The sequence below is a fragment of the Streptomyces sp. NPDC026672 genome (assembly GCF_040638185.1).
Taxonomy (GTDB): Bacteria; Actinomycetota; Actinomycetes; order Streptomycetales; family Streptomycetaceae; genus Streptomyces.
The window spans coordinates 1-25551 of the sequence record NZ_JBEZXS010000060.1; the positions used below are offsets into that span (position 1 = coordinate 1).

The 25551-nt window shown below is 74.9% G+C and carries 19 protein-coding genes; 10 read left to right on the forward strand and 9 right to left on the reverse strand.

From position 1 onward, the window contains the following. Both AB0F77_RS39125 and AB0F77_RS39130 read right to left on the reverse strand, forming a co-directional pair. The coding region (locus AB0F77_RS39125; protein ID WP_361958352.1) for a cation:proton antiporter at positions 1-815 on the reverse strand (815 nt) is incomplete at its 3' end. A gap of 464 nt (positions 816-1279) precedes the next feature. Further along, entirely contained in the window at positions 1280-1564 is a 285-nt protein-coding gene (locus AB0F77_RS39130) for a DUF3040 domain-containing protein (RefSeq protein ID WP_361958355.1), read from the reverse strand. Between the two features lie 264 nt (positions 1565-1828). Here AB0F77_RS39130 and AB0F77_RS39135 point away from each other — a divergent pair, with 264 nt between their 5' ends. From AB0F77_RS39135 to AB0F77_RS39155, 5 genes are all read left to right on the forward strand, one after another. Continuing rightward, positions 1829-2785 carry a HAMP domain-containing sensor histidine kinase gene (locus AB0F77_RS39135; protein WP_361958358.1) on the forward strand — a complete coding sequence of 319 codons (957 nt, stop codon included), beginning with the start codon at positions 1829-1831 and terminating at the stop codon, positions 2783-2785. A gap of 38 nt (positions 2786-2823) precedes the next feature. After that, positions 2824-3522: a response regulator transcription factor gene (locus AB0F77_RS39140; RefSeq protein ID WP_361958361.1), complete on the forward strand. Its 699-nt coding sequence runs from the start codon at positions 2824-2826 to the stop codon at positions 3520-3522. 170 nt (positions 3523-3692) lie between these two features. Next, positions 3693-4886 (forward strand): EfeM/EfeO family lipoprotein, encoded by a 1194-nt coding sequence (locus AB0F77_RS39145; protein WP_361958364.1) that lies wholly within the window; start codon positions 3693-3695, stop codon positions 4884-4886. Further along, the gene (gene efeB, locus AB0F77_RS39150; protein ID WP_361958367.1) at positions 4883-6130 is read left to right on the forward strand and encodes an iron uptake transporter deferrochelatase/peroxidase subunit; all 1248 of its coding nucleotides are present in this window, start codon (positions 4883-4885) and stop codon (positions 6128-6130) included. Before AB0F77_RS39145 ends, efeB begins: the two co-directional genes overlap by 4 nt. A 186-nt stretch (positions 6131-6316) precedes the next feature. Next, on the forward strand, positions 6317-8161 hold the full coding sequence (locus tag AB0F77_RS39155) for an alkaline phosphatase family protein (RefSeq protein ID WP_361958370.1): 1845 nt from the start codon (positions 6317-6319) through the stop codon (positions 8159-8161). On the opposite strand, the gene AB0F77_RS39160 is transcribed toward AB0F77_RS39155, so the two are convergent. Next, positions 8143-8910 carry a hypothetical protein gene (locus AB0F77_RS39160; protein ID WP_361958373.1) on the reverse strand — a complete coding sequence of 256 codons (768 nt, stop codon included), beginning with the start codon at positions 8908-8910 and terminating at the stop codon, positions 8143-8145. The genes AB0F77_RS39155 and AB0F77_RS39160 overlap by 19 nt on opposite strands. Then, the gene (locus AB0F77_RS39165; protein WP_361958376.1) at positions 8907-9215 is read right to left on the reverse strand and encodes a hypothetical protein; all 309 of its coding nucleotides are present in this window, start codon (positions 9213-9215) and stop codon (positions 8907-8909) included. Before AB0F77_RS39165 ends, AB0F77_RS39160 begins: the two co-directional genes overlap by 4 nt. Before the next feature lie 334 nt (positions 9216-9549). On the opposite strand from AB0F77_RS39165, the gene AB0F77_RS39170 reads away from it, so the two are divergent. Genes AB0F77_RS39170 through AB0F77_RS39180 form a run of 3 tightly spaced genes read left to right on the forward strand, consistent with a single transcriptional unit; the run spans position 9550 to position 14635 of the window. Further along, positions 9550-13305 (forward strand): CHAT domain-containing protein, encoded by a 3756-nt coding sequence (locus AB0F77_RS39170; RefSeq protein WP_361958453.1) that lies wholly within the window; start codon positions 9550-9552, stop codon positions 13303-13305. Further along, a complete protein-coding gene (locus AB0F77_RS39175) occupies positions 13302-13967 on the forward strand; it encodes a hypothetical protein (protein ID WP_361958378.1) in 666 nt (221 codons plus the stop codon). Before AB0F77_RS39170 ends, AB0F77_RS39175 begins: the two co-directional genes overlap by 4 nt. Beyond that, positions 13967-14635 carry an RES family NAD+ phosphorylase gene (locus AB0F77_RS39180; protein WP_361958381.1) on the forward strand — a complete coding sequence of 223 codons (669 nt, stop codon included), beginning with the start codon at positions 13967-13969 and terminating at the stop codon, positions 14633-14635. Before AB0F77_RS39175 ends, AB0F77_RS39180 begins: the two co-directional genes overlap by 1 nt. Positions 14636-14680: 45 nt before the next feature. Here AB0F77_RS39180 and AB0F77_RS39185 read toward each other — a convergent pair whose 3' ends face one another. From AB0F77_RS39185 to AB0F77_RS39200, 4 genes are all read right to left on the reverse strand, one after another. Then, positions 14681-15256, reverse strand: coding sequence for an FHA domain-containing protein (locus tag AB0F77_RS39185; protein WP_361958384.1), 576 nt, complete (start codon positions 15254-15256; stop codon positions 14681-14683). Positions 15257-15813: 557 nt separating this feature from the next. Next, a complete protein-coding gene (locus tag AB0F77_RS39190) occupies positions 15814-17901 on the reverse strand; it encodes an AAA family ATPase (protein ID WP_361958387.1) in 2088 nt (695 codons plus the stop codon). 72 nt (positions 17902-17973) lie between these two features. Further along, a complete protein-coding gene (locus tag AB0F77_RS39195; protein ID WP_361958390.1) occupies positions 17974-19827 on the reverse strand; it encodes a hypothetical protein in 1854 nt (617 codons plus the stop codon). Beyond that, positions 19824-22340 (reverse strand): protein kinase, encoded by a 2517-nt coding sequence (locus AB0F77_RS39200; RefSeq protein WP_361958393.1) that lies wholly within the window; start codon positions 22338-22340, stop codon positions 19824-19826. Before AB0F77_RS39200 ends, AB0F77_RS39195 begins: the two co-directional genes overlap by 4 nt. 243 nt (positions 22341-22583) lie before the next feature. Between AB0F77_RS39200 and AB0F77_RS39205 the strand changes: the two genes are divergently transcribed. Further along, positions 22584-23780 (forward strand): Appr-1-p processing protein, encoded by a 1197-nt coding sequence (locus AB0F77_RS39205; RefSeq protein ID WP_361958396.1) that lies wholly within the window; start codon positions 22584-22586, stop codon positions 23778-23780. A gap of 94 nt (positions 23781-23874) precedes the next feature. Here the strand turns inward: AB0F77_RS39205 and AB0F77_RS39210 are convergent, their stop codons facing one another. Continuing rightward, the gene (locus tag AB0F77_RS39210; protein ID WP_361958399.1) at positions 23875-24582 is read right to left on the reverse strand and encodes a 4Fe-4S single cluster domain-containing protein; all 708 of its coding nucleotides are present in this window, start codon (positions 24580-24582) and stop codon (positions 23875-23877) included. A gap of 294 nt (positions 24583-24876) precedes the next feature. On the opposite strand from AB0F77_RS39210, the gene AB0F77_RS39215 reads away from it, so the two are divergent. Continuing rightward, on the forward strand, positions 24877-25506 hold the full coding sequence (locus tag AB0F77_RS39215; RefSeq protein ID WP_361958402.1) for a hypothetical protein: 630 nt from the start codon (positions 24877-24879) through the stop codon (positions 25504-25506). Positions 25507-25551 lie beyond the last annotated feature (45 nt).

Here is a 25551-nt window from a genome sequence, read left to right on the forward strand (position 1 = left end):
GCGGCGAAGAGGTCACGCAGGGGGGCGAGGAGGTTGTGGGCTCCTTCGGCGACTTCGCCGGAGAGGGCGATGCCGACGAGGAAGGCGCCGACGGCTGCGGAGACCTGGAGTTGTTGGGCGAGGCCCGCCACCAACAACGTCAGACCGAGGACGGCGAGCAGCAGGGTCTCGGCGTTGTCGGAGGACACCGCCCGGCTGACGAGCCGTCCGTGCCTGAGCGCCACGTAGAGCACCGCGCCGACCGTACCGAGCGAGATGAGCAGCGTGACCGTGCCGCCCGCGAGGCTCACCCCGGCGAGCAGGGCGGTGAGGATCGGCAGGTAGACCGCCATGGCCAGGTCCTCCAGGACGAGCACCCCGAGGACGACCGGCGTCTCGCGGTTGCCGAGCCTGCGGAGGTCGCCGAGGACTTTGGCGATGACCCCGGAGGACGAGATCCAGGTCACCCCGGCGAGGGCGACGGCGGCGACCGGCCCCCAGCCGAGCAGCAGCGCGGCGACCGCGCCGGGAACGGCGTTGAGCACGAAGTCGACGGCCCCGGAGGGGAATTGGGTCTGGAGGGTGGTGACGAGTTCGGAGGCGCTGTACTCCAGGCCGAGCATGAGCAGCAGCAGGACCACGCCGATCTCGGCGCCGGTCGCGACGAAGTCCTCGCTGGCGGACAGCGGCAGGATGCCACCGTGCCCGAAGGCGAGGCCGGCGAGCAGGTAGAGGGGTATGGGCGAGAAGCCCACTCGTCCGGCGAACCGGCCCAGCAGGCCCAGGACGAGGATGATCGCCCCGAGTTCGATGAGCATGGTGGTGGTGTGGTGCACGGGCGTCTGACCTCCGTGATCGGTCGGTGGCGGCGTCTGTGCCTGCGCGGGTGCCGACGTCCGGCGCCGGGGCCGGGGCCCCGGGCGGGGCCGGACGTGGCTGCCGTCGCGGACACGCGGGCGCGCGCCGTCCGCGGAGGGGACGGGTGCGGGCCGGGTACGACGGCCGGATCGGATGTCGGAGGGACCGGCGCGGGTGCGCGGTCCGGCCGGGCGTCAGCGCGGGACGCGGTGGCCCGGGGCGGCGCTGTCGGTATCGGGAACGCTGTCGCGGGCGGCACTGCCGACACGCGCGCGGACGGCGGCCGGGCCACGGACGACTCGGTCCATGTCACGCCCTCCCCATCACGGCAGCCGGAAACCGGCACACGTCACCCGACGACTGAGCAAGCCAACGCTCAACAGAGCGTAAGGGCTCGGTAAAGAATTCTAGCGCACCCGGTGTTCGGGCACCCCGGTGATCCTCAACGTCGTATCTTGCGCCGCCCCCCGTTCTCCCGGTGCGGGTCGAACAGCTCCACGGCGATCCCCATGACGACCAGGCCGGTGGCGATCATCAGGCCGTGGGGCAGGAACACCCCCGCGACCAGCACGGCCACCCCGGCGGCCAGCCCCCACCAGGCGCCCGCGCGCCGGTACTCGCGGGGCCGGGCAGGGCGCCCGGCGCCGAGCCCGCGGGCGAAGCGGGGATCGTCGCGTTCGACACGTGCTTCGAGATCGACCAGGCGGTCGTCGTCGGACTGGGTCACGGCTCATCCCTCCCGAAACCTGGCACCGCCACGGAGCCGGTCAGTTCGCGTGCCGTGGCGGTGGCCCCCGTAACTCCAGGCTTTCCCCCTCCTGCGACTGCCGCCATCAGGTCCAGCCCTCATCTTTCTTGGTGGTTGCCCCGTACACGAGCCGTCACGCGTCGTGGGCGGGGCGGGTCGAAGATGGGTGTTGCCACGGATGGCGGCGGCGCGGGGCGGCGGCGAGGCTGGAGGCGGGCGTCCGGGTCGAGGAGGCGGTGTGCCGTGCCCCTGTTCTGGCGGATCTTCCTGCTGAACGCCGTCGTGCTGGTCGTGGCCGCCGCGCTGCTGCTGGGACCGGTGACCGTGTCCACGCCGGTGCTGCTGACGGAGGCCGCGATCCTCACGGCCGGGCTCGCCGCCATGCTCGTCGCCAACGCGCTGCTGCTGCGGGTCGTCCTGGCCCCGCTGCACCGCCTCGCGCGGGCCATGACCACCGCGGACCTGTTGCGGCCGGGACCGCGGGCACGGGCCGGCGGGCAGGGCGAGATCGCCGAGCTGATCACGGCGTTCAACACGATGCTCGACCGGCTGGAGGACGAGCGGGCCACCAGCAGCGCGCGGGCACTGTCCGCGCAGGAGGCCGAACGGCGGCGCGTGGCACAGGAGTTGCACGACGAGGTGGGCCAGACCCTGACCGCCGTGCTGCTCGACCTGGAGCGGGTCGCCCGGCACGCGCCGGACGGCCTGCGCGCGCAGTTGCACGAGGTGCGGGAGACCACCCGGGCCGGACTCGACGAGGTCCGCCGCATCGCCCGCCGACTGCGGCCCGGTGTGCTCGACGAACTCGGTCTGGCCCGGGCCCTGAAGTCGCTCACCGGCGAGTTCACCGGGCCGGACCTCGCGGTGCGGGACCGGCTCGACCCGGAGTTGCCGCCGCTCGGCCCTGCGCGGGAACTCGTGCTCTACCGGGTCGCCCAGGAGGGTCTGACCAACACCGCCCGGCACGCCGGCGCCGCCCGCGCCGAACTCGCCCTGCGGCGCACCCCGTCCGGCGTGGAGCTGAGCGTCCGCGACGACGGGCACGGCATCGGCACGGCCCCCGAGGGCGCGGGGCTGCGCGGCATGCGGGAGCGGGCCCTCCTGATCGGCGCCCGCCTCACGGTGGGGCCCGGCCCGGACGGCGGCACGGAGGTACGACTCGACGTACCGCTGCCGGAAGGAGGCCGTACGGACACCTGACCACGACCCACGATCCCCGACCACGGAAGTCCCCCGCCATGCCCATCCCTTCCCGCTCCTCCGCTCCCCTCACCCACCCCTCCGCCCCCTCCCCCACCCGCATCCTGCTCGCCGACGACCACGCGCTGGTCCGTCGTGGGGTCCGGCTGATCCTGGAGGGCGAGCCCGATCTGGAGGTCGTCGCCGAGGCCGACAACGGGGCCGAGGCGGTCGCGCTCGCCCACGCCCACCACCCCGACCTGGCCGTGCTGGACATCGCGATGCCCCGGCTGACGGGGCTCCAGGCGGCGCGTGAACTCGCCCGCGACGAGCCGGGGACACGGGTCCTGATCCTGACGATGTACGACAACGAGCAGTTCTTCTTCGAGGCCCTCGCGTCGGGTGCCTCCGGCTACGTCCTCAAGTCCGTCGCCGACCGCGACCTCGTGGAGGCGTGCCGGGCCACCATGCGCGGCGAGCCGTTCCTCTACCCCGGCGCGGTCAACGCCCTGATCCGCGCCTATCTGGACCTGGCCCGCGAGGGCCGCGCGCTGCCCGCGAGGACCATCACCGACCGCGAGGAGGAGATCCTGAAGCTGGTCGCCGAGGGCCACACCTCGCAGGAGATCGCGGACCTGCTCGTCATCAGCCCCAGGACCGTGGAGCGCCACCGCGCCAACCTGCTCCAGAAACTCGCCCTCAAGGACCGCCTGGAACTCACCCGCTACGCGATCCGGGTCGGCCTGATCGAGCCCTGACCCGCCCCGGCCCGTCCCGCCGCCGCCCCGGCGGGACGTCCGCCGCCCCGGGAACCGCACGGTGAACCAGGGGGGAACTCTTGGTCATGGGTTCTTCTGGACGTCCGTCCGGGGGCGATCCGGTTCCTAGCATGAGGCGTTCACGCACGTCACGATCCTGGGAGGTCCGGATGCCGTCCGGCCTCAGGGGGACACCCGCGCGCCTGTACGGCGCCCTCGGCCTCGTCCTCCTGCTCGTCATGGCCGTGGTGCTCGCCGTCCGGCACTCGGATCGCCCGGCACGCGCCGCCACGCCCGCAGTTCCCCACACCACCGTCGAGGTGTCCCCCGGCCACTGCGGCCGGGGCTGGTCCGCGCCGGTGCCCGGCGTCCAGGTCTTCGACCTGCACAACACGACCGCGGGCCCCGCCGAGGTGTACCTGGAGGACCCGAAGTCCCAGGCCGTCTACGGGGAGGTGGAGGACATCGGGCCCGGCACGACGCGACCGCTCACGGTCCGCCTCGGCAAGGGTGCCTACGCGTTCAAGTGCGTCCCCGACGACGCCGACGCGGTCACCGGCCCCACGGTCCACCTCACCGAGGGCACCGGCGGCCCGGCGGCGCCCGCGCTCACCGTCCACGACCTGATCCCGCCCGCGCTCGACTACCAGAAGTGGGTCGCCGGGGGCCTCGGCACCACGGTCCGGCTGACCGGGGACCTGCGGGACGCCGTCGACCGCGGCGACCTGGCCGGCGCCCGGAAGGCCTGGCTGCCCGCGCACATGGAGTACGAGCGGCTGGGCGCGGCGTACGACGCGTTCGGCGACGCCGACGGCGCGATCAACGGCACGGACGCGGGGCTGCCCGGCGGCGTGCACGACAAGGACTTCACCGGCTTCCACCGGATCGAGTACGGGCTGTGGCACGGCGAGTCCGCGAGCGCTCTGCGGGGCCCGGCCGCCGATCTGGTGAAGGCCGTCACCGCCCTGCGCGACAGCTGGGCCGAGGCCCGCATGGACCCGGCCCAACTGGGGCTGCGGGCGCACGAGATCCTGGAGAACACCGTGCAGTTCGAGCTGACCGGCCGCACCGACTACGGCAGCGGCAGCAATCTCGCCACCGCGCGGGCCAACCTCGACGGCACCCGCGAGGTGCTGGCCCGGCTGCGGCCGCTGCTGACCCCGCGGCTGGCGGACCTGCCGGGCCTGGACGAGGAGATGGACCGGACGCGGCACACCCTCGACTCCTTCCGTACGGCATCCGGCTGGACACCGCTGGACCGGCTGGACCGGAACGGACGGGAGCGGGTGGACGCGGCGCTCGACGACCTGGTGGAGCGGCTGGCCTCGGTGGCCACCCTGTGCGACCCGCGGAGGACCGTATGAACCCGGCCGAGCGTGCGAACCGGTCCGAGCGGGCCGGCGGTGTGGGCCGCCGGGGCTTCCTGCGGGGCGCGGCGCTGGCCGGCGCCGGGCTGGCCGCGGGCGGGGCGGCGGCGCCCGCGACCGCCGCGTCCGACGCGCGGCCGGCCGTGGCCCCGTTCCACGGTGCGCACCAGGCGTCGGTGATCGCCGCCCCGCGCCGGGTCACGGCCTTCGCGGCGCTCGACGTCACCGCCGACGACCGCGCGGGTCTGACCGACCTGCTGCGCGCCCTGACCGAACGCGCCCGTTTCCTGACCTCGGGCGGTATCCCGGACCCGGTCGGCATCACGGGTCCGCCGTCCGACTCGGGCATCCTGGGCGACCGGCTGCCGTCGGGCGGGCTCGCGGTGACGGTGGGCGTCGGTGCCTCGCTGTTCGACGACCGCTTCGGTCTCGCGTCCGCACGCCCGCGCCTGCTCATGCCGATGACGGCCTTCGAGGACGACGACCTGCGTCCCGAGTGGTGCCACGGCGACCTGAGTCTGCAACTGCACGCCGACGACACGGACACCGTGCTGCACGCCCTGCGCGACATCGCCCGGCACACCCGCGGCGGTATGCAGGTGCGCTGGCGGATGGACGGCTTCTCCAGCCCGCCCCGGCCGTCGGGCACCCCGCGCAACCTGATGGGCTTCAAGGACGGCACGGCCAATCCGGAGGTGTCCGACACCCGTGAGATGGACCGGCTGATCTGGGTGGGCCGGGGCGCGGGCGAACCGGACTGGGCGGTCGGCGGCAGCTACCAGGTGGTCCGGCTGATCCGGATGCTCGTGGAGTTCTGGGACCGGGTCTCCCTCAACGAGCAGGAGCGGATGTTCGGCCGGGCCCGCGAGTCCGGGGCTCCCCTGGACGGCGACGCGGAGCACGACGTGCCGGACTACGCGGACGACCCCAAGGGCGACGTCATTCCGCTGGACGCGCACATCCGGCTCGCCAACCCGCGCACCCCGGACACCGCGAAGCAGCGGCTGCTGCGGCGGGCGTACAGCTACGACCGGGGCATGGACGACAACGGCAACCTGGACATGGGGCTGCTGTTCTGCTGCTACCAGCAGGATCTCGTGCGGCAGTTCGAGACGGTGCAGAAGCGGCTGGCGGGCGAACCCCTGACCGATTACATCAAGCCGTTCGGCGGTGGCTATTTCTTCGCCCTGCCGGGTGTGCGGGACGCCCACGACTGGTACGGACGACGGTTGTTGAGCTGATCACCGGGCCGGGGTGCACTACTGCACCCCGGCCCGATTGGTCAATGCATGGTCAATTTTTGGCCAGCGTTCCCAGACCGGCTGTTCATCCTGGCGCCACCAGCCCTCCGCCGATCGGCGGTCCGACGGGCGGAGCATCCCGAGCCGTACAGCGTTATGACGATTCCGCCCGAAGGGTGAACCAGCATGGCCAGCAGGGGAAGACGTACAACGATCAAGGGGCTGGGGGCACTCGCCGGCGCGGCCGCGCTCACGGTCCTCGGCGGGGCCGCGCCCACCTGGGCCGCCGTGCCGGCCGGCCACCACTCCGGCCACTCCTCGACGGCCACCCCCATCCAGCACGTGGTCGTCATCTTCGACGAGAACATCTCGTTCGACCACTACTTCGGGACGTACCCGAAGGCCGCCAACACGGACGGCACGAAGTTCACCGCGGCGAAGAACACGCCCCGGGACATCGACACCCTCGAGCGCGCCGGGCTGCTCAAGCACAACCCGAACCAGTACGCGCCCAAGCGGCTCACCCCCGCGCAGGCCATGACCTGCGACCAGAACCACTCGTACGGCGCCGAGCAGTACGCGGCCGACGGCGGCAAGGCCGACCTGTACGTGCAGAACACCGAGGTCGACAAGTGCAGCGGCGGCCTGTTCGGTGAGCCGGGCCTGGTGATGGACTACTACGACGGCAACACCGTCACCGCGCTGTGGAACTACGCGCAGCAGTACTCCCTCAACGACCGCTCCTTCAGCTCGGTCTACGGCCCCTCCACCCCGGGCGCGCTGAACCTGATCTCCGGTCAGACGCACGGCGTGGTCTCCACGGACCCGACGACCGGCTCGGAGAACCCGAAGCAGACGTCCACCCCGGACGCCTACACGGTGGTCTCGCCGAACGCCAAGGGTGTCGGCACGGTCATCAACGACCCCGACCCGGCCTTCGACGACTGCTCGGACAAGGACCACACCAGCACCAACGCGCTGGCGTCGATGCAGGGCCGCAACGTCGGTGACCTGCTCAACTCCAAGGACGTCAGCTGGGGCTGGTTCCAGGGCGGCTTCCGGCCCTCCTCCGCGTGGGACGGCAAGCAGAGCGACTACGCCAAGTGCGACACCACGCACACCAACGTGGGCGGCGCCGCCGCGGTCGACTACAGCCCGCACCACAACCCGTTCTCGTACTACAGGTCGACGGCCAACCCGCACCACCTGCCGCCGCGCAACGTGGACGAGATCGGCCACAACGGCCAGGCGAACCACAACTACGACCTGACCGACTTCGACGCCGCCCTGAAGTCCGGCAAGCTGCCCTCGGTCAGCTTCCTCAAGGCCGGTGAGTACCAGGACGGCCACGCGGGCTACTCCGACCCGATCGACGAGCAGCACTTCCTGGTGAACGAGATCAACGCGATCCAGAGCTCGCCGCAGTGGAAGTCCACCGCCGTCGTCGTCGCCTACGACGACTCGGACGGCTGGTACGACCACGCGTACGCCAAGCCGCGCAACGGCTCCAAGGACACCACGGTCGGCTCGAACGGCAAGGCCACCGACTCCGCCGCCTGCCAGTCCGGTCCGGCCGCCGCGGGCGGCTACGCGGACCGCTGCGGTCCGGGCACCCGTCAGCCGCTGCTGGTCGTCTCGCCGTACAGCAAGGTGAACAAGGTCGACCACACGCAGACCGACCAGGCGTCCGTCCTGCGCTTCATCGAGGACAACTGGCACACCGGCCGCGTCGGCGACCACTCCTTCGACGCCACCGCGGGCTCGCTGAACGGGATGTTCGACTTCCGGCACTCGAACGGCAAGCAGGTCCTGCTGAACTCGGACGGTTCGGTCAAGCACGTCGGTGCGATCCACGACGTGCGTCCCGTGACCACGCACGTGACCCCGGGTCCGGCCATGCAGAACACGGCCGCGACCACGGACGCCTCCTTCCCGGCCCTGCCGGTGGGCGTCGGCGCGGGCGCGCTGCTGGCCGCGGGTGCGACCGGCACGTTCCTGACCCTGCGCCGCCGTCAGCGCACCACCGCCTGATCCCCCGGTGACCGGCTCGCCACGCGCCGGTCACCCACCGCGCGCCCCGGTGCCCCGCGTCCGACACGCGGGACACCGGGGCGCGTCGGCGTCCGGGCGGCTCGACCCGCCCCGCCCGGACAGGACTCCACGGCGCGGACGGTGAGGGCGTCGTCGAGGCGGACGCGCACCTCGCCCGCCGCCGTGCGCAGCAGCAGACGGCCGTCGCTCACGCCCCGGGGACGGCCGCAGAAACCGCCGTCCGGGGTGACCACCTCCAGCCGGGGCGCGGACCTGTCCGGCCCGTACCAGGTCACGGCCACCGTCGCGGTGAGCGCGGCGGCGCACAGCACCGTCAGCACCACACCCCGCGTCAGCGCCGCCGCCGCGCGCAGGGTCTCCCGGTGGTCGAGGGCGTCCTCGCCCCACACGAACGCACCGGGCGGTGTCTGCTGCACGACGGTGGCCGCGGGCCTGCCGTGCGCGGCGCGCAGCAGCAGGACGCCGCCCAGCGCGCCCGCCGTCAGGGTCAGGAGCAGCAGACAGCCCACCACGACGTCGTAGGGGGCGGCCAGTTCCCTGATGTCGCTGCGGCCCTTGACCAGGCCGAAGCCGACCATGCCGACGAGCAGCGCGGCGAGGCCCGTGCGCCAGGCGGCCGCGGCCTCGCGGACCCGGGCCAGTTCCTGACGCACCAGGTGCCGGCGGTGGCGGGCGGCGGCGCGGTCCGCGGGCGCGGCGGGCGGCCCCGGGAACGCCCGCCAGCTCACCGGCCGTCCCGTTCCAGCACCAGGATCCAGTAGGCGCCGCAGCCCTCGTCGTCGTCCGGGCGGCCGGGGTGCTCCTCGGCGCAGACGCAGGCGACCTGGACGGAGTAGGTGTCGCGGGAGCGGGACGGCCACGGTCCGCGGAACCCGGTGAGGGGGTGGACGAACTGGAAGGGGTGCCCGCAGCGCGGGCAGACACCGCTGAGCACCGCCTCGTGCCGGCCGCCCTCGATCCGCAGTCCGGCGAGGTGCGCGGTCGCGTAGGCGGGGCGGGTGATCTCCTCGAAGGGCTGGGGGACTCGGGGCATCGGGACCTCCTGCGCGTACGGCGCGCGGCAGCCCGCCCGCCTCCCTCGGCCGATGGTGCCAGGGGGCGGGGGCCGGCATCGTGCCCATGGGCCCGCGGTGCCCGTCGCTGCCCCGCTCACGGCCTCTTCTGCGCAGGTCGGGACGGGTTCGGTCCAAAGCCGGTCGCATTCTGGTCGTACGGCACAAAGCCCTCCCCCGTGCGGGTGAGCCGGAGCATCATGACGCCGTGACCGTGCGGCAGGGGGCCGTGCGATCGCCGGGGGCCGGTACCGCTCGGGGGACGGTATCGGCGCCGGCACGGACGAACCGACCGGACGGGGGCGGCAGTTGACGGTGGACGACGGGCTCGGGGCGGGCGCGGACGGGGAGCGCGTACGACGGCTGCTGGAGCGGGCGGACGGCGCCGGGGTGACGTGCGTGGACAACGTGATGGTGCCGCTCGGCCCGGACAAGGCCGCCCGTGAGGCGCTGATCGGCGAACTCGAAGCGCTCGGCGACGAGTGGGCGCCGGGACCGGCGGCCGCGGTCACCGCGCGGCTCGGGGCGTTGGTCGCGGCCCGCTGGGCGGACGGACGAGACCCCGACGACCGGGTGCGGGCCGTCGGTCTGCTGCGCGCCGCACGGCAGGTGCCGGAGCTGGCCGCCGGTGTCCGCCGGGACGCCGCCCGCGACCTCGCCGTACTGCTGCTGGCCCCGCTGCTGGACGTCCCGTCGGGACAGGGCGGCACGGAGGCCCTGCCGCCCGGCCTCGCCCGCTACCTCCCGCTCGGCCTGCCGGCCGCCGTGCAGGGCATGAGCACCCTCGAGGTGCTGCCCGAGGTCGTCGAACTGGGCCGCGAGGTGGCGGGCGACGCAGGCCGGCTGCCGCCGCACATCGAGGCGGTCGCGGCCATGGTGCCGCTGCTGCGGTCCGCGGAGGACGGCAACACCGGCGCGCTGGCGGACATCGTGGCGGCGCTGCCCGGTCTGCTGCCCGACAGCGGTCCCCTGGGCGGACTGGCCCAGGCGCTGCCGTACATGCTGAAGGCGTTCGACGTGGTGCCCTCCGGTGACACGCCCGGCGGTGCCCCCGACAGTGCCTCCGCCGGCACGTCCGACGGCGCGTCCCGCGGCACATCCGACGGCACGTCCGGTGCCGCCCCGGCGCACGCCGTGCGTCCCGCGCCGTCCACCGGGCCGCCCGGTCCGGCGGAGCTGGAGGAGATCGCGCGCTCGCTGGACGCGCCCACCATCCTCACCGAGATCATCAGCCCCGGTTTCATCACGCTCGACGACCTGCGCGCGCTGACCGGGCGGACGGTCGCCGAGGCCGGCTCCGAGGACGGCCCGGCGCGGGCGATCGCGGCGCTGTCCTGTCTGGCCCTCGGCATGCGCACCGGCGAACAGGCCCACTTCGGACGGGCGTTGGAACTGCTCGCCCAGGTGCGCAACGCGGACGGGCCCGTCGACCACGAGACGGAGTGGCTGCTCCAGGCGACCGTCCCCGCGGTGCTGGTCGGCTCCCACATGACCGGCCACAGCCTCCAGGACGGGCAGACCGCGCAGGAGCTGATCGAGGCGGCGCTGGGCCCCGGCGGGCTGCTCGCCGCGGGTGCGCCCGAGCGGCCCGGCGCACCCGGTCTGCTGCTCATGAACCGCTGTCTGAACGCCCAGTTCGCCGTCGACCGCGCCCAACGCGAGCGCGACCTGTCCGCGTTGGACGGGATCCGGGACGAACTCCTCGCCCTGGTCGAGCAGGAGACCGCGGAAGACAGCGAGTGGCGCGGGCTGCCCCGGATCATCCTGTGCGGCCTCGAACTCGTCCGGGTGCAGCTGACCGCCGACCTGTCCGCGCTGCGCAGCGCGGTCGACCAGCACGCCGCCGCCCTCACCAACACCGACATGCTCCCCTTCGCCCGGCCGCTGCTCACCACGATGGAGGCCCCGCTGCTGGCGCTGGCCACCCATCTCGAACCGGACCCCGAACGGGTACGGCGCTCCCTCGCCTCGGCGCGGGCCGCGCTGGACGCGCCCGCCTCCGTGTCCGGTCAGCGCCCCCGCAACCGCATGGCCATCGCGCTCGCCCTGCGCGCCCTGCACACCCGCGAGGCCGACCCGGCGCTCCTCGACGAGGCCATCGCCGAACTGGAGGCCGCCGAGGCCGACCTGGCGGCCGAGAGCGGAGAGGCCCGGACCGACGCCGCCGATCTCGTGGTGCCGCTGCACGAACAGCTGGCCACGGCCCTCGCGCAGCGCGCCGGCTCCGGCGACCCCGCCCACGACGACGCCGTACGGGACCGGCTGGCCCGTGCGCTCGCCCACGCCCGGCGGGCCCTGCGCGCCTCGGCGGACGACGTGCTGCTCCAGCTCGGTGCCGAGCACGGTCTGCGCGCCGCGCGGGCGGCCGGCAGCCTCGGTGTCCTCGCGGCGGGCTGGGCGGTGCGGCTCGGCAGGCCCGAGGAGGCGGTCGCCTGTCTGGAGGCCGGACGGGCCCTGGTGCTGCACGCCGCCGCGGCCGGGACCACGGTGGCCGACCGGCTGGAGGCGCTCGGCGCGTACGAGACGGCGGCGGCCTGGCGGCAGGCCACGGTCGCCGCGGGCGCCGCGGGACCCGCCGTGCTCGACGAGGTGCTCCACCCGGACGCCACCGGAGTGCCCCGGCTGCCCAGCGCCCTGCGCCGGGAGGCGCTGGAACTGGTGCGCACGGCACCGGGCGCCGCGGGCGCGGCGGCGGGCCCGCCGCCCCCGCCGGTCCTCGGCGCGGCGCTCGCCCGCTGCCGGGCCGACGCCCTGGTGTACCTGGTGCCGGGCACCGGTGACGAGCCGGGCGCCGCGCTGCTGCTGCGGCCCGGACTCGGTGTGCGGGCCGTGCAGCTGCCGGGGCTGTCCGCCGCGCACCGCGGCCCGCTGGACGCGTTCGTGCGGGCCAGGGTCGGGCTGCGGCGCAGCCAGGGCTCGGACGCGGGGGACGTCGACGCGATCCCCGCGGTCCGGCTGCCGGGCAGGAAGCTGGAGAAGTCCCTGGAGCTGCTGTGCGACTGGGCGGGCGAGTCGGTCATGGGGCCGGTGCTGGACGCGCTCGGCCTGTGGGGGCGCGCACTGGCCGAGAGCGGGCTGCGCCCGGACGGCACCGGTGAGGTCCCGGAACCGGTCCGGCTGGTGGTCGTCCCCTGCGGCGACCTGGGTGTCGTACCGTGGCAGGCCGCACGGCTGCGGCTGCCGCACGAAGGCCCCACCGCCTCCACCGCCTCCGCCGCGGACGCGGAGCGGGGCGACGCCCCCGGCCACGCCCACCTGTGCGAACTCGCCGTGGTGACCTTCGCCGCCTCCGGTTCCGAACTGGTCCACGGGATACGGCGGTCGAGGCTGCCGGTCGGACAGGGGCAGGCGCTGGTCTCGGTCCCGTCGGTGGACCTGTTCCACGCCGAGGACGAGATCGAGGCGCTGCGCGAGGCGTACTACGGCGGTGCCCGGGTCCTGGAGGAGGACGACGGCTCCGGGAGCAACGACCTGCCGACCCCCGCGGCCGTGCTGGAGGTCCTGGGCGCCGAGTCAGCGGCGGCCGACGGCCGTGCCGCCGTGGTGCACCTGGTGTGCCACGGGCGCGCCGGCACCGATCCCACCCGTTCCGCGCTGTTCCTGTGGTGCGAGGACGACGCGCCCGCCGCGACCGGCCGCCTCACGGTGACCACGCTGATGGACACCCCGCCGGCCGGGGACCGCTCCGGGCCGCTCGTGGTGCTCAGCGCGTGCGAGACCGACCTCAGCGACGCGGACCACGACGAGGCCCTCACCCTCACCACCGCCCTCGTGCACCGGCTGGCCACGGACGTCGTCGGCTCCCGCTGGCCCGTGTCCGACCGGGTCACCCCGGCCCTGATGACGGTCCTGCACCACCATCTCAACGCCGGACTCGCCCCGCCCGACGCGCTGCGGGCCACCCAGCGGTACGCCCTCACCCCGGCCGAGCGCCGGCCGCCGGTGGCGGGGCTGGCCGTGCTCGACCCGTTCCTCGCACAGCAGGACCTCGGGCGGCTCCAGGACTGGGCCGCCTTCATCCACCAGGGCAATCCCGCCCCCGAGCCGCCCAGGAGGGACCCGGCCCGATGACGCCCGACCGACTGATCGCCCTGCTGCACCGCCACTGGGCGCAGACGCTGGCCGAACTGGACGCGGACGAGCGCGCCCAGCTGCTGCGCCGGGTCACCGCGCTCGGCGACGCCGAGGGCCGCGGCCCGACCCGGCGTGCCGTGCGGGACGTGGGCCGGATGCTGAGCAGGCTCCCCGCGCACCACCCCGTCGGCGCGGCGCTGAACGACACCGTGCGTTACGCCGACACGGACACCGGCCGGGACGTCGTCGCCGACCGGGACCGGCTGACCGATCTGCTCGGCTTCCTGTCCGGGCCGCCGCCGACGGCCGAGGAGGTCCTCGACACCACCCGGCGGCGGCTGCTGGGCGCCCCGGCGCGGAGCGCGGACACGGCGCTCGCGGCCGTGACGGACGCGGCGGCGGACGATCTGATCCGGCTGCACCACCCCGAACTCGGCGACCGCTACCCGGAGTTCCAGTTCACGCCCGGCACGGACGGACTGCGGCCCGTGGTGCGCGAGGTGAACCGGCTGCTGCTCGCCGGCCAGGACCCGTGGGGTGCCGCGGACTGGTGGCTGGGCGACAACGAATGGCTGGACGGCGCTCCGGCCGACCTGCTGGACGCGGTGCCGCACGAGCTGATCCTCGCCGCCGCCCGCGCCCTGGTGGAGGACGACTGATGGCCGGCCACGCCCCGCCCGAGGGTGCCCCTATGGTGCCGCTGGTCCGGGTGCTGCCCGCCGGCACTGAGCTGTACCGCTGCCACCGCGAGGCGCGTCCGCCCGAGTCGTTCAACCCCAGCCGCCAGCACGCGTTCTTCGACGGCGACCGGTTCGGGGCCACCGAACAGGACCCGTTCTCCTATCTGTACGCGGCGCTCGACCCGGTGACGGCGCTCAGCGAGGTGCTGCTGCGGTCGGTGCGGTTCGACGGGCCCGGGGCCCAGCGGCGCATCCCCTGGGCGCGCGCGAGCGCGTACTGCCTGTCGGTGCTGCGCACCACCGCCGACCTCACCCTGGTGGACCTGATGAGCGCGGAGGGGCTGGCCGCGGTGTGGCAGGACTCCTGGCTGGTCGACGCGGAACGGGACGACTACGCCAAGACCCGCTACTGGGTACGGCTGATCAGGGAGCACGCGCCGGGCGTGCAGGGGCTGTTGTGGCAGTCCAAGCGCCACCGGCCGCGCGAGGCGCTGCAGTTGTTCGGGGACCGCTGCGGGACGGCTCCGCTGGAGCCGGTGCCCGGGCGCAGGGTGTGTCTGCGGACGGAGGAGGGCGCGGCCGAGGCCCGGCGGCTGCTGGGCCCGGTGCGCGCGACGGTCTCCGAGCGGGAGCCCGCGGGGAGCTGACGCGGGCCGCCGCGTGATGCTGACGTGAGCCGCCGCGGGGGCCGTTCAGGCTCCCGCGGCGGCCGGGTCCCCGCCGGAGGCGCACAGCGACACGGTCGCCTCGGAATGGAGTCCCAGGACGAGGCGATCGCCGTCGGCCAGCGGCCTGGGCACGGCGGGCAGCAGATAGACGTCGTTGACGCGGGTGCCGTGGGCGGTGCCGTCCCGGTGTTCGGTCACCCACAGGGTGCCGTCCGGGCGCAGGGCGACCTCGGCGTGGCGGCGGGACACCGACAGTTCGTCGGCGAACCCGCGGGCCGTGGTGGGCGCCCATTCCGGGTCCCGGCCGAGGCCCCGTACGTCCCCGGGGCGCAGCCGCACCTGCACCCGGCCGCCGGAGAACCGCAGCACCGCCGCGGCGCCGCCGTCGCCTGCGTCGGCCACGTCCACGACGGGGGCCGAGCAGTTGGGGCACGCCTCCACCGCGGCGGGCACCTTGCGCCCGCACCCGGCGCACCGCACGAGCCGCGAGGTTCCGCCGGTGGCGCCGCGCCGCCGTGCGCCCGCGTCCGCGTCCGAGGACGGGTCACCGCCGCCCGGCCCGCGCCCCCGGCCGGGCCGCCGCGGCGCGATCGTGTCCAACGGCTCGTCGTCGTCCCCGGCGTCCCGGGCGCCTTCGCCGGGCCCCCGGGACGAGGGGCCACCGTCCGAGGGCTCGCCACCATCGCCGGGTGCACGCCCACGCCCGCCCGAGCGCCGGGGCGAGAACGTGTCCGGGGGGTCGTCATCGTCGTCGAACACCCAGGGATTCACGCCGGACGCCCGGCTGTTCCCGTCGGACACCCGGCTGTTCCCGTCGGACACCCGGCCGTCGTCGTCGGGCGCCCGGGTATCCCCGTCAGGCGCCCGGGTGTTCCCGCCACACATCGGGCTATCCCCGTCAGACGCGCGGGGGCTCCCGTCAGACAACCGGCCGTCCGCATCAGACACGCGGGTGCTCCCGCCGCACATCCGGCTGTCCCCATCAGACACGCGGGTGCTCCCGCCAGACAACCGGCCGTCCCCGTCGGACGCTCGGGTTTCCTCCTCGGGCCTCGGCGCGTCCCCGGCCCGGTGTCCGGGGGACGGGGTCCGTGTGGGGGGCGGTGGGCGGCGGGGTGTCAGGGGCTCCCAGGGGGCGTCGTCGTCCTCGGGGGGTGTCATCGGTGGTCCGTGTCGTGTTCGACCCGCAGGGCAACCGAGCCGTTCTCCTTGTCCTCCGTCACCTCGGTCACCCGGAGCGTGCCGCGCAGCGACTGCGGCCGGATCGTGAAGATGGCGCGGGCCAGCGGATTGATGAGGTGGGTCTCCAGGGCCATGCCGATGCCCCGCCCCCCGGCGTACGGGTCACGCAGACAGTACTCACCGAGCTGCCGCCGGGCCTGCGGGGCGATCTCCAGCCGGACGCCCTGGCTCTCCCACAGCGCGGCGGCGATGTTGCGGATCGACAGGTCGAGGACCTCCTCCGCCGCGGTCCCCGTGATGAAGCCGAACACGACGACGTTGCCGCCGAAGCGGTTCATCAGCTCGGGCCGTCCCACCTCGGCCTCGAAGTGGCGCCGGATGTTGTGCTTCACCCGCTTCACGAGTTCGCTGTAGTCGTTCTCGGGATGCACGTCCCACACCCGCTGCTTGGTCTGCGGATCGGTGTGCTGCACCCCGAGGTTGGACGTGAAGATGAGCACGCACTCGCTGAAGTACGTGGTGACGCCCTGCCCGTCGGTGAGCCGCCCGTCCTCCAGGAGCTGGAGGAACTTGTCCATCACTCCCTGGTGCGCCTTCTCGATCTCGTCGAAGAGGATGACCCGGAAGGGGTCGGCGCGCACGGCGCGGGTGAGTTCGCCGCCCGCCTCGTAGCCGACGTACCCGGGCGGCGCCCCCACCAGCCGGTCGGCGGCGTGCGCGGAGGAGAACTCGCTCATGTCGAACCGCAGGTACGCCTCCTCGCTGTCGAACAGCAACTGCGCCACGGTCTTGGCCATCTCGGTCTTGCCCGTCCCGGTCGGCCCGGCGAAGAAGAGCACACCGCGCGGCCGGTGCCCGGCGGACGTCGCCTGCGCCCCGGACAGCCCGAGGGCCGCGCGCTTGAGGATGTCGAGCGTCATGGTGACCGCGGACTCCTGCCCCCGCACCCGCCCGGTGAGATGGTCGTGTCCCTGGGCGATCCGCTCGCGGATGCCCCAGGAGCGCCAGGGGTCCTTCTCCACGCCGAGCCGGTAGATGCGCACCGCGTCCGGCATCGCCTCGAAGGGCATGGTCCGTGACAGGGCGAGCCGGTGGCTCTGCCGCATGGCGTCCAGGGACAGCCCGGCCGCGGCCTTGGCGAACGCGGTCACCGGGTCAAGGCGCGAGCGCCGGTCGGGTCCGGCCTGGGGATCGGCCTGTTCGACTCCGGTGCCGTCCCGACGTACGGCCCTGTCGCCGGCCGGGGCGGGCGGGTGCTCCGAGGCCAGCAGCTCGGCCATGCGCCGGCGTTCGTCGGCGTCCGGGCCGGGGACGGCGACCGCGCGGATGCGTTCGGACCCGCTCACCAGCCAGTGCGGCAGGTCGCGGTCGCTGTCGGCGACCCAGATGACCGGGTTGAACAGTTCGCCCGCGCCCGCCGGGTCGCGCGGAGGGCGGTGCGGGGTGACGGACAACGGCTGGGCGTCCTCGGCGAGTTGGACACAGGCCAGGAAGAAGTCCCGCTCGGCGTCGCTGAGCCGGGTGACGTCGGCGCTCAGCCGGGAGGAGTAGTCGATCAGCAGCGCCAGCCGTAGCGGCTCGGCCTCCCGGCCGTCCCGGCGCTGTGCCGTACGGCGTTCCTGGAAGCCGGTGACGATCTCCCGCAACAGCGGTTCTGCCTCCAGGAGTTGGGGCGTACGGCCGCCGCCGCTCTGCCCGGTGCGGGGACTGCGCAGGGCGTCGTTGAGCAGCTCGACCACGATCTCCTGGTCGGGGCCGACCAGGGTGACGAACCCGGTGATCTGGTCGTAGCTCAGCAGTGCGCCGTAGCCGAGGTGGCGCAGTCCGTCCCACAGCGACTCGGGCAGGCTGCGGTCCGTCTCGACCAGCCTCCCGCCGACGCGGCGCTGCGCCAGGTAGCGGTCGCGGATGTTGCCGTGCACCACGAACTGGCTGTGCACCGGGAGTGTGCCGGTGACTTCGTCGACGAAGGGGGGTGTCGGCCGCTGCGGGCTCGCCGCGGCGTGCCGGGACGGACCGTCCTTGACGAGACGGTCCCCCGCCGATCCGTTGGTCGTGCTCACTTGGTGGTTCCTCTCTCGCCGGTGCGACGCGCCGCACCCGCCGGGTCGGGAGGCGGGGCGGCGGCACGCGGGTCAGTGGTGATCGTCGGACCGGTCGTCGATCAGGCGGTGCCGGGGGCCTTCGGTCCGGCGTCGCAGGTCGTCCCGGGTGCGTCCGCCCGGACGGTCCCGGTCGTGCGCGGACGCCCCCGACATGGCCCGGGCCGCGTCCTGCGGGCTGCCCGGGGCGACGGTCTCCGAGTCGAAGCGGAAGTCGCAGTCCAGGCCCAGGCGGGCGACGGCGTGTTCGAAGTCCGCCGCCCACCCCTTGGCCTCGGCGCAGCGTTCCGCGTCGCGGGGCGAGGGCGGCCCGGCCCTGCGGGTGGCCAGGGCGATGCCGTCCGGGCGGACGGTGACCTCGATCCAGTGGTCGGGTTCCCAGCCGGGCGGCACGTACGTGGTGTACCGCTCGCCGGACGCGGACTCGTACCACTCGGTCCGGCCGCCGCTCAGGGCGCCGAGCAGTTGGGCCGTGCTCTGCTGGACGTAGCGGTGTTCCAGGTGTCCGAGCCGTTCGTCCACCGCCGCGCGCACCCGGTCCCGGTCGGCCGCGCCGAGGGGACGCCCCTCCTCGACGGCCCTGCGCAGCAGCGCCACGACATCACCGGCGGGCGGCTCGGGCTCCACGTCCGAGGGCACCTCGGTGGTGAGGAACTCCAGCTGGGCCGCGGCCTGGACCAGCGCCTCGGCGCGCAGCCGGACCCGCCGGCCGGCCTCGGCGGCGAAGAGCCTGGCCTCCTCCAGGTGCTCCGCCGCGCCGGTGCCGTCGCCCTCACGCGCGCAGATCAGCGCGTAGTGCAGGGCCGTGACGACGGGCTCGGTGTCATCGGCGGTCGCGTCGGCGGGCAACTCGGCCAGCAGGCCGGCGGAGACGGAGGTCACCTCGTCCTCGTCGGCACCCCTGGCCCGAGCGACGGAAACCGGCCCGGACCACGCAGCCGACCCTCCGACTCCGGCCGGCCCACCGACTCCGGCGAACCCGGCGGACCCAGCAGACCCGGCAGACCCGGCAGACCCGGCAGACCCAGCCGACTTGGCCGACCCGGCCGACCTGCCAATCCCAGCGGTCCCAGCGGTCCCGCCGAACTCGCCGACCCCACCGGACCCGCCGACCCCAGCGGACCCAGCGACCCCGCCGGTTCCGTTGCCCCCGCCGGTCCCGCCGAACTCGCCGGTCCCGGCGGTCTCACCGGACCCCGCACCCGGCGCCGTCCGCGCGGCGGCCCGTCGCCCGGCCCGGCGCCGCTCCGCGAGGATCCGCTGCCACGCCGTGTCCCGCGGGTCGGCGACCTCGTCGACGGCCACCGCGCACTCCCAGGCCGACAGTTCGGCCTCGGCCCGCTCGATGGCGCGCTCCGCCTCGGCCACCGCCTCCCGGGTGGCGTCCAGGCGGCAGCCCACCGGCTGGACCGGCGGCGGCAGCACGGGCGCGGGCGGCGGGGGCGAGCCCGGCGGGGTCCCCCGTGCCGCGCGGGCGAGCCGCCCGGCGAGGACGGTGCGGCGGGCGTTGACCCGGGTGGCGGCGAACGCGGCGCTCTCCCACTGCTGGGCGGCGCCGCGGGCGGCCTCCTGCTGCCGCAGCAGACAGCGCTGCTCCTCGGCGGCGCGGACGGCGGCGTGTGCGAGCACCCCGGTGGCGGCCATGGCCGCCCGCCCCGCCAGCAGCGCCCCGCTCATGGCGCCGAGCGCGATGGCGGCCGGTTCCAGCAGTTCGTGCAGCGCGTGGACCAGGCCGTGCACGGCGTGGTCCACGGCGCCGGAGACGTCGACCATGGATATGTGCGGCAGTTGGCTCGTGACGTCGGTGGTGGAGACGGGCGACGACGTGTCGTACCCGTACGTCGGCAGGACGTCCTGGATGCCGGCGTACCCCTCGGCGGAGCTCATGCGGTCCTCCCCTCGGGGACGGCGGGTCGGGCGCGGCCGTCGCGGACGGCGGCCTGGAGGGCCCGCTGCCGACGCAGTGCGCGCCGCCAGGCCCGGTCGCGCCGCACGGTCCACACGGCGAGCGCGACGACGGTCCCCACGGGCCACAGCCACGGCGCCCACAGCAGGACGTACGGCAGGACGACCGTGAACAGGACCGCCACCAGCAGACCGGCGACGAGCCGCGCCCAGCGGCCGCCGAGCACAAAGCGGCCCGGTCGTTCGGCGGTGCCGATGACGAGTCCGGCCAGCGAGTGCGAGGGGTGGTAGCCCGGTGGTCCGATGCGGACCGCGATCCACAGTTCGAGGGCGTGGACGACGAGCGCGCCGGGCATCGCCAGCAGCCAGCCCATGACGACGGCGGACGGCGGGGCCAGTCCCGCGGCGTCGGAGAGGGCGATGACGAAGCCCCACGGGGCGCAGACCAGGACGGCGCCCAGGACCGCCCAGCCGAGGTTCGGCAGCATGTCGAGCCGGCGCATCGCGACGTCCAGTCCGTCGCGGGCGGCGGCCAGCGCGACGGCGGCCTCCTGGCGCTGCCGCTCCTCCAGACGCGCGAGCCCCCGCGCCGCGTCGTCCTGGGCCAGGGGCAGGAGCATCCGCGCGGCGAGCGGGCGCAGCGGGTCGTCGGCCTCGTCGAGCAGCCGCTCGAACCAGGGGACGCGGACGGCGAGCGTCTGTGCCCTCCCCTGCGCCCAGCGGGTCCAGCCGCCGGCGATCTGCGGCAGCCGCGCGAGGTGCAGCAGCCGGGCGTCCACGGCGGTGTCCCGGGCGAGTGCGGCCCGTACGAGGCGTCGGCGCAGCCGGGGGTGGCGCAGGGCGAGTTCGTCGGCCTGCGCGTCCCAGGCGTCGCGCAGCCGCCGCCACTGCTCCTCGGTGGCGGCGAGCTGTTCGCCGCCGGGGCGGACGGCGAGGGCGGTGAGCAGTCCGGGGTGGCCGAGCGCGACGACGAGGTCACGGGCGTCCCGGTCCCCTTCGACCGCCTGCCGTACGAGTTCGGGGAACTGGTGGCCTTCGAGGCCGGCGCCGTGCCAGGTGACGGGCAGGTGCGGACCGAGCCGGTTCAGGAGCCGGGCGAGGGTGACGGGGTCGGGCGCGTCGGCCAGCCGGGTGCGCAGGGCCTCCAGCGGATCGGCCCCGTCGTCGCCGCCCGCCGTGTCGCCGTCCCCGGTGTCGCGGCCCGTCGTGTCGCGGCCCGCCCCGGCCGCTCCCGCGGCTCGCGCCGCGCTCGCGGCCCTCCTCGCCCTCGGGACTCGCGCGGCGCGTGTGCCTCCCCCGGCTCCCGCCGCCGTGCCCCGCACGAACTGCCCCAGCCACTCGACCAGTTCGGCGCGCCGGGACGCGGCGGACAGCAGCCGCTCGGCACTCGGGTGGCAGCGGTCGAGCGCCTCGGCCAGTTCCTCCGGGTCGGTGTACTCCTGCCCCATGAACGTGAAGGGCGGCACCCGCGGTCCGGGCTCGGAGGCCGGTCCGGGCGGGGGCGCCGCCGCCGACCGGGTGACCGGCACGGGGTCCTCCCGCTCCGGGTCGAGCCACTGGTCGACCTCCTCCGCGCCCCAGCGGTGCTTCAGGGACCGGGTGAGCAGTCCCTCGCACAGGGCGCGCAGCCGGGGGTCGCCGATGTCGCTCAGGTCGATGTCCTCGGTGCTGATGCGCCTGAGGACGAGACCGCGTTCCCGCAGCCGGATCGGGTGGGCGCCGAGGGCGAGTTCGGCGGTGAGCATGCCGAGGGACCACCAGTCGACGCACGGGTCGACGGTCTGGACGACGGCGGCGGCCTCGGGTGCGACGTAGAGCGGCTTGCCGGTCCAGCGCCGTACCCGCTGGGACGCCCGCGGCAGGGTGGCGCCGATGTCGACGAGGACCAACCGCGGCTCGCCGTGCGGGCCTTCGCGGACGACGACGTTGTCCGGGGCGACGTCGCGGTGGACGAGGCCGCGCCCGTGCAGCGCGGTCAGCGCCGCGTGCAGTTGCCCGACCACGCTCCGCACGTGCTCGGCGGGCAGCGGGGAGCCCTCCCGTTCCTGGTGGCGCTCGCGGTACTCGGTGAGGGTGGTCTCGCCCGCCGAGGCGCAGACCTCCCACACCATGCCGGTCGCGACACCCCGTTCGAGGACCTGGGTCAGGTGCTCGTCGATGCGCTCGCGCAGGACCTCGTGGACCCTGCGGTCGGGGGCGAAGAAGTGGTGGTAGCCCTTCCAGACCAGCGGAACGCCCGCGGGCCCGAGCCGGGGTTCGCGCTCCACGACGCGCAGCACCACGGCCTGTTCGGGGCGTGGTTCGCCGGTGCGGCCGGCGCCGAGCTCGGCCAGCCGCTCGAAGCGCCCGCGCAGTTCGTCTGGCAGGTCGTGCAGCTCGGGCCGGGCCTCCCGGCCGCGCGCCGGGTCGGGTTCGACGTCCGGGAATTGATCGGTCGGCGGAACGGCGTTCCCCGCCGCGCCCGACGCTCCGTCAGGTGGTGCTTCGGTGCTCATGTGATTCCCCCCGCCGAACAAATACCACGCGAAAATATGCCCTCAACGGCGCCCGTCGAACTTTTATCACTTTCCGATTGCTTCCGATCGAAGAAAGAAGACCCGCGTGATCGCATATGAATAAAACGCGAAAGGGATCGAAAGAGAAACGACAGCGGGGCCGTCGACCCGGCGTCCGGAGGCTTTGTGCGGATCGCGCGAAAACCCTGCACGCCCCGGGGAGCACGGACCTATCGTGCTGGCATGGGTCTGGCACACCGCCCCGCGGCGCCCTCGGAACTCCCCCCGCACCACCAACTCGTCGCCGAACTGCGCGCCCTGCGCAAGGCCGGCCTCCCGCGCGTCCGGCAGACACCGCATCCCGGTCTCGCCGCCGCGGCGACCGCGGCGGGTCTGCCGACGGGCCCGGAGGAACCCGCCGCGGGCATCGAACGCCTGCTGCGGGCGGCGGTCCACTGGCTCGACGGCTCCGCGCCACCGCCGGGCGACCACCTGGCCCCGGTGCCGCCCGACGCCGGCCCGGTCGGTGAACTCGCCCGCGCGGCGGCCCATTCGTTCGGGCTCGTCGGCGCGGGCTCCCAGATCGCGGGCGAGCGGCGCAAGGCGGCGGCCGCGGTGTTCGGCGTCACCACGGAGAGCTTCCGGCACCGTCAGGAACACCAGGTGATGGACCGGCTGGCCGACGCGGTGCTGGCCCTGGCCGGAGCGGGCACCCCGCAGGACGGGAGCCCGGACACCCGGGAGGCGTCCCCGGGCGGCCCGCCCGGGTCGGCCCGGATGACCGACCCGCCGGTTCACTACGACACGGCCGCGCCCGGCGGCCCGCCCGCGCACCCGCCCATCCAGGTGCACCTCTCCCCCATCGAGCTGCTGCGCGGCATCGACATCCTGGTCTCGTCCGAGAACACGTACCTGGAGATGTCGAAGATCTTCCGCAACACCGTCTCCGGGTCGCTGCGCCGCGCGGCTGCCGTGCGGGACGAGACCAACGCCGTCGTCGACGACCCCCTCGCCCGTGAACTGCGCGGCTGGCTGGCCCTGCACCACCGCAGCGGCCTCCAGGTGCCGCCCGGCACGGTCGTGCCCACCGGTCCCGGCGCGCTCGCCGAGCGCGGTGTCCGCCGGGTACTGCACGCGGCGGTCGCGGTGCCCCGGCGCAACGGCAACGGCTACGAGGCGTGCGAGCGGACCGTGGTCGACGCGGTGGCCGCGGCCTTCCGCGTCGCGGCCGGCGAACGGGACGCGTACGACCCGCCGTTGGCGTCCCTGTGCTTCCCCGTGCTGGGCGCCGGACGCGGTGGGCTGCCGCCCGAGCGGGCCGCCCGGTGGCTGCGCTGGGCCGTGGAGGAGGAGCTTCGCGCGGACCCCCGTTGGACCGTCCACCTGGTCACCCGCACCCCGGCCCTGATCCCCGTGCTGCGGGGCGCCGACCAGGACTGAGCGGTGGCCGGGGGCACCGACGGGGGCCGAGCGGCGGCCGGAGGCGCCGACCGGGGCCGAGCGGCGGCCGGAGGCGACCGGGGCCGAGGGGTGGTCAGGGGCGCCAGCTGGGCGCCGAGACCGGCAGTCCACGGCGGGCCCCCTCCCTCTCCCACGCGGCCAGGTCGCCGCGGCGCGGAATGCCGTACCAGCGCACGGGCCAGGTCCCGTCGGGCGCCCGCCGGTCCACCACGACCTGGAGCCCCACGTCCCGCGGGTCCCGGGTGCGGGTGAGGTGGGGGCCGTAGCGCAGGTGCCCCAACTCCGTGCGCGGGCAGAGCCGTTGGTTGGCCGAGCCGCGCCAGACCAGGTCCGTCGGCTCGGCGGTCCTGAACCGGCCGGTGACCACGGCGTCGGCCGGTCCGAGCGCCGCCCGCTGCTCGGCGCCGAGTTCGTCCTCCTCGTACCCGGTGTAGACGAGCAGGTCGGGCGCCCCGCCGTCGGGCGCCGGGCGTACGGCGGGGGCGCGGCGCAGTGCGTCCGCGCCCCTGAGGAGCGCGCCGAGGCCGGCCGGCTGGTCGCACGGCTCCCCGCCGCTCACGGTCAGCCCCGACGCGCCCCGTTCCAGGGCCCGTTGCCACAGGGCGAGCAGGTCGGCCACGGGGACACGGGTGCCGCCGGCGGGGTCCCAGGTGTGCCGTGACATGCAGCCCGGGCAGGCCAGCGCACAGCCCTGCACCCAGATGCCGAGCCGCGTTCCCGGCCCCAGGGTGAGCAGCGGCAGGTGTGCGCCGCTGACATCCAGCCGTTCCGTGTTTCCCAAGGTGTTCCCTCCCCTGTGTACGGGGAGAAAAGTATTCGCCCCGGCCCCCGCGCGCGGCAATGCCGGAGCGGTTCCGTTCCGGATCGGAACCGGACCGAATCCGGAACAGAAACGGACTCATTCCGGCTCCGGGACAGGTGCGGATTCTTTCGCCCCACACGTATGTCTTTCATCACATATTCCGCTACGCTCATTCGCCTTGGCTTTCTCATTCCACACCGCCGACGCGCGGACCGTACGGAAAGCCGATCTTCCGTGCCTCGGGGAAGGCACACGCACATAGGGGGACCTCCGGTGGACACCAGACACAGCGTCACGCGCTGCCTGCGCCAGTGCGGGCTCGACCTGCGCAGCTCGGTGCGCAGCCGCCTGCGGGGACGGCTCGACGGGGACCGGCTGCGGGTGACCGCCGCCGACCACGACCCGGCCTCGCCCGAACTGATCACGCCGTACGTGCAGGAGGTGCGGCTCATCGCGGAGCGCGCCACCGTCGAACTGCGCGGACGGCTGCTGCGCGACCGGCACGCGCTGGCGGCGGGCATCCACTCCGGCGCCGTCGCCGTGGTCACCCAGTACGAGGTGCGCCGCAGCCCCTCGCCCGCGCTGCTGGACCGGTGGGGCCGCTCGGTCGCCGAATGGCGCACGGCCGCGGCGCACTGCCGTACCCGCGCGGAGTCGGTCGTCGGCGGCGCGAACCTGCGGCTGGCGCACTACTGGGACGCCGTCTGGCAGCGGCAGGCCGCCGCGGACGGGGCCCGCCGGGTGTGCCCGCACGCCTGGCTGCCGGGCGAGATCGCCCTCGACGCCGGCTGGCAGGACCCCGACTCCTGGCTCACCGCGGCCCCCGGGGCCACCACGGCGCTGACGACGGCGCTGCGCGTACTCGACACGGGCCACACCCGCACCGGACGACACGCGGCCTAGGGCGTGTTTCGAAAGTAGCGCCGTCCGCCCGGAGGGCGGGGCCCG

Bases quoted from the DNA above. Each gene is read 5' to 3' on its own strand.
- AB0F77_RS39195 (WP_361958390.1), bottom strand. From the start codon at position 19,827: ATGAGCTCCGCCGAGGGGTACGCCGGCATCCAGGACGTCCTGCCGACG.
- AB0F77_RS39165 (WP_361958376.1), bottom strand. From the start codon at position 9,215: ATGCCCCGAGTCCCCCAGCCCTTCGAGGAGATCACCCGCCCCGCCTAC.
- AB0F77_RS39175 (WP_361958378.1), top strand. From the start codon at position 13,302: ATGACGCCCGACCGACTGATCGCCCTGCTGCACCGCCACTGGGCGCAG.
- AB0F77_RS39180 (WP_361958381.1), top strand. From the start codon at position 13,967: ATGGCCGGCCACGCCCCGCCCGAGGGTGCCCCTATGGTGCCGCTGGTC.
- AB0F77_RS39145 (WP_361958364.1), top strand. From the start codon at position 3,693: ATGCCGTCCGGCCTCAGGGGGACACCCGCGCGCCTGTACGGCGCCCTC.
- efeB (WP_361958367.1), top strand. From the start codon at position 4,883: ATGAACCCGGCCGAGCGTGCGAACCGGTCCGAGCGGGCCGGCGGTGTG.
- AB0F77_RS39205 (WP_361958396.1), top strand. From the start codon at position 22,584: ATGGGTCTGGCACACCGCCCCGCGGCGCCCTCGGAACTCCCCCCGCAC.
- AB0F77_RS39200 (WP_361958393.1), bottom strand. From the start codon at position 22,340: ATGAGCACCGAAGCACCACCTGACGGAGCGTCGGGCGCGGCGGGGAAC.
- AB0F77_RS39155 (WP_361958370.1), top strand. From the start codon at position 6,317: ATGGCCAGCAGGGGAAGACGTACAACGATCAAGGGGCTGGGGGCACTC.
- AB0F77_RS39140 (WP_361958361.1), top strand. From the start codon at position 2,824: ATGCCCATCCCTTCCCGCTCCTCCGCTCCCCTCACCCACCCCTCCGCC.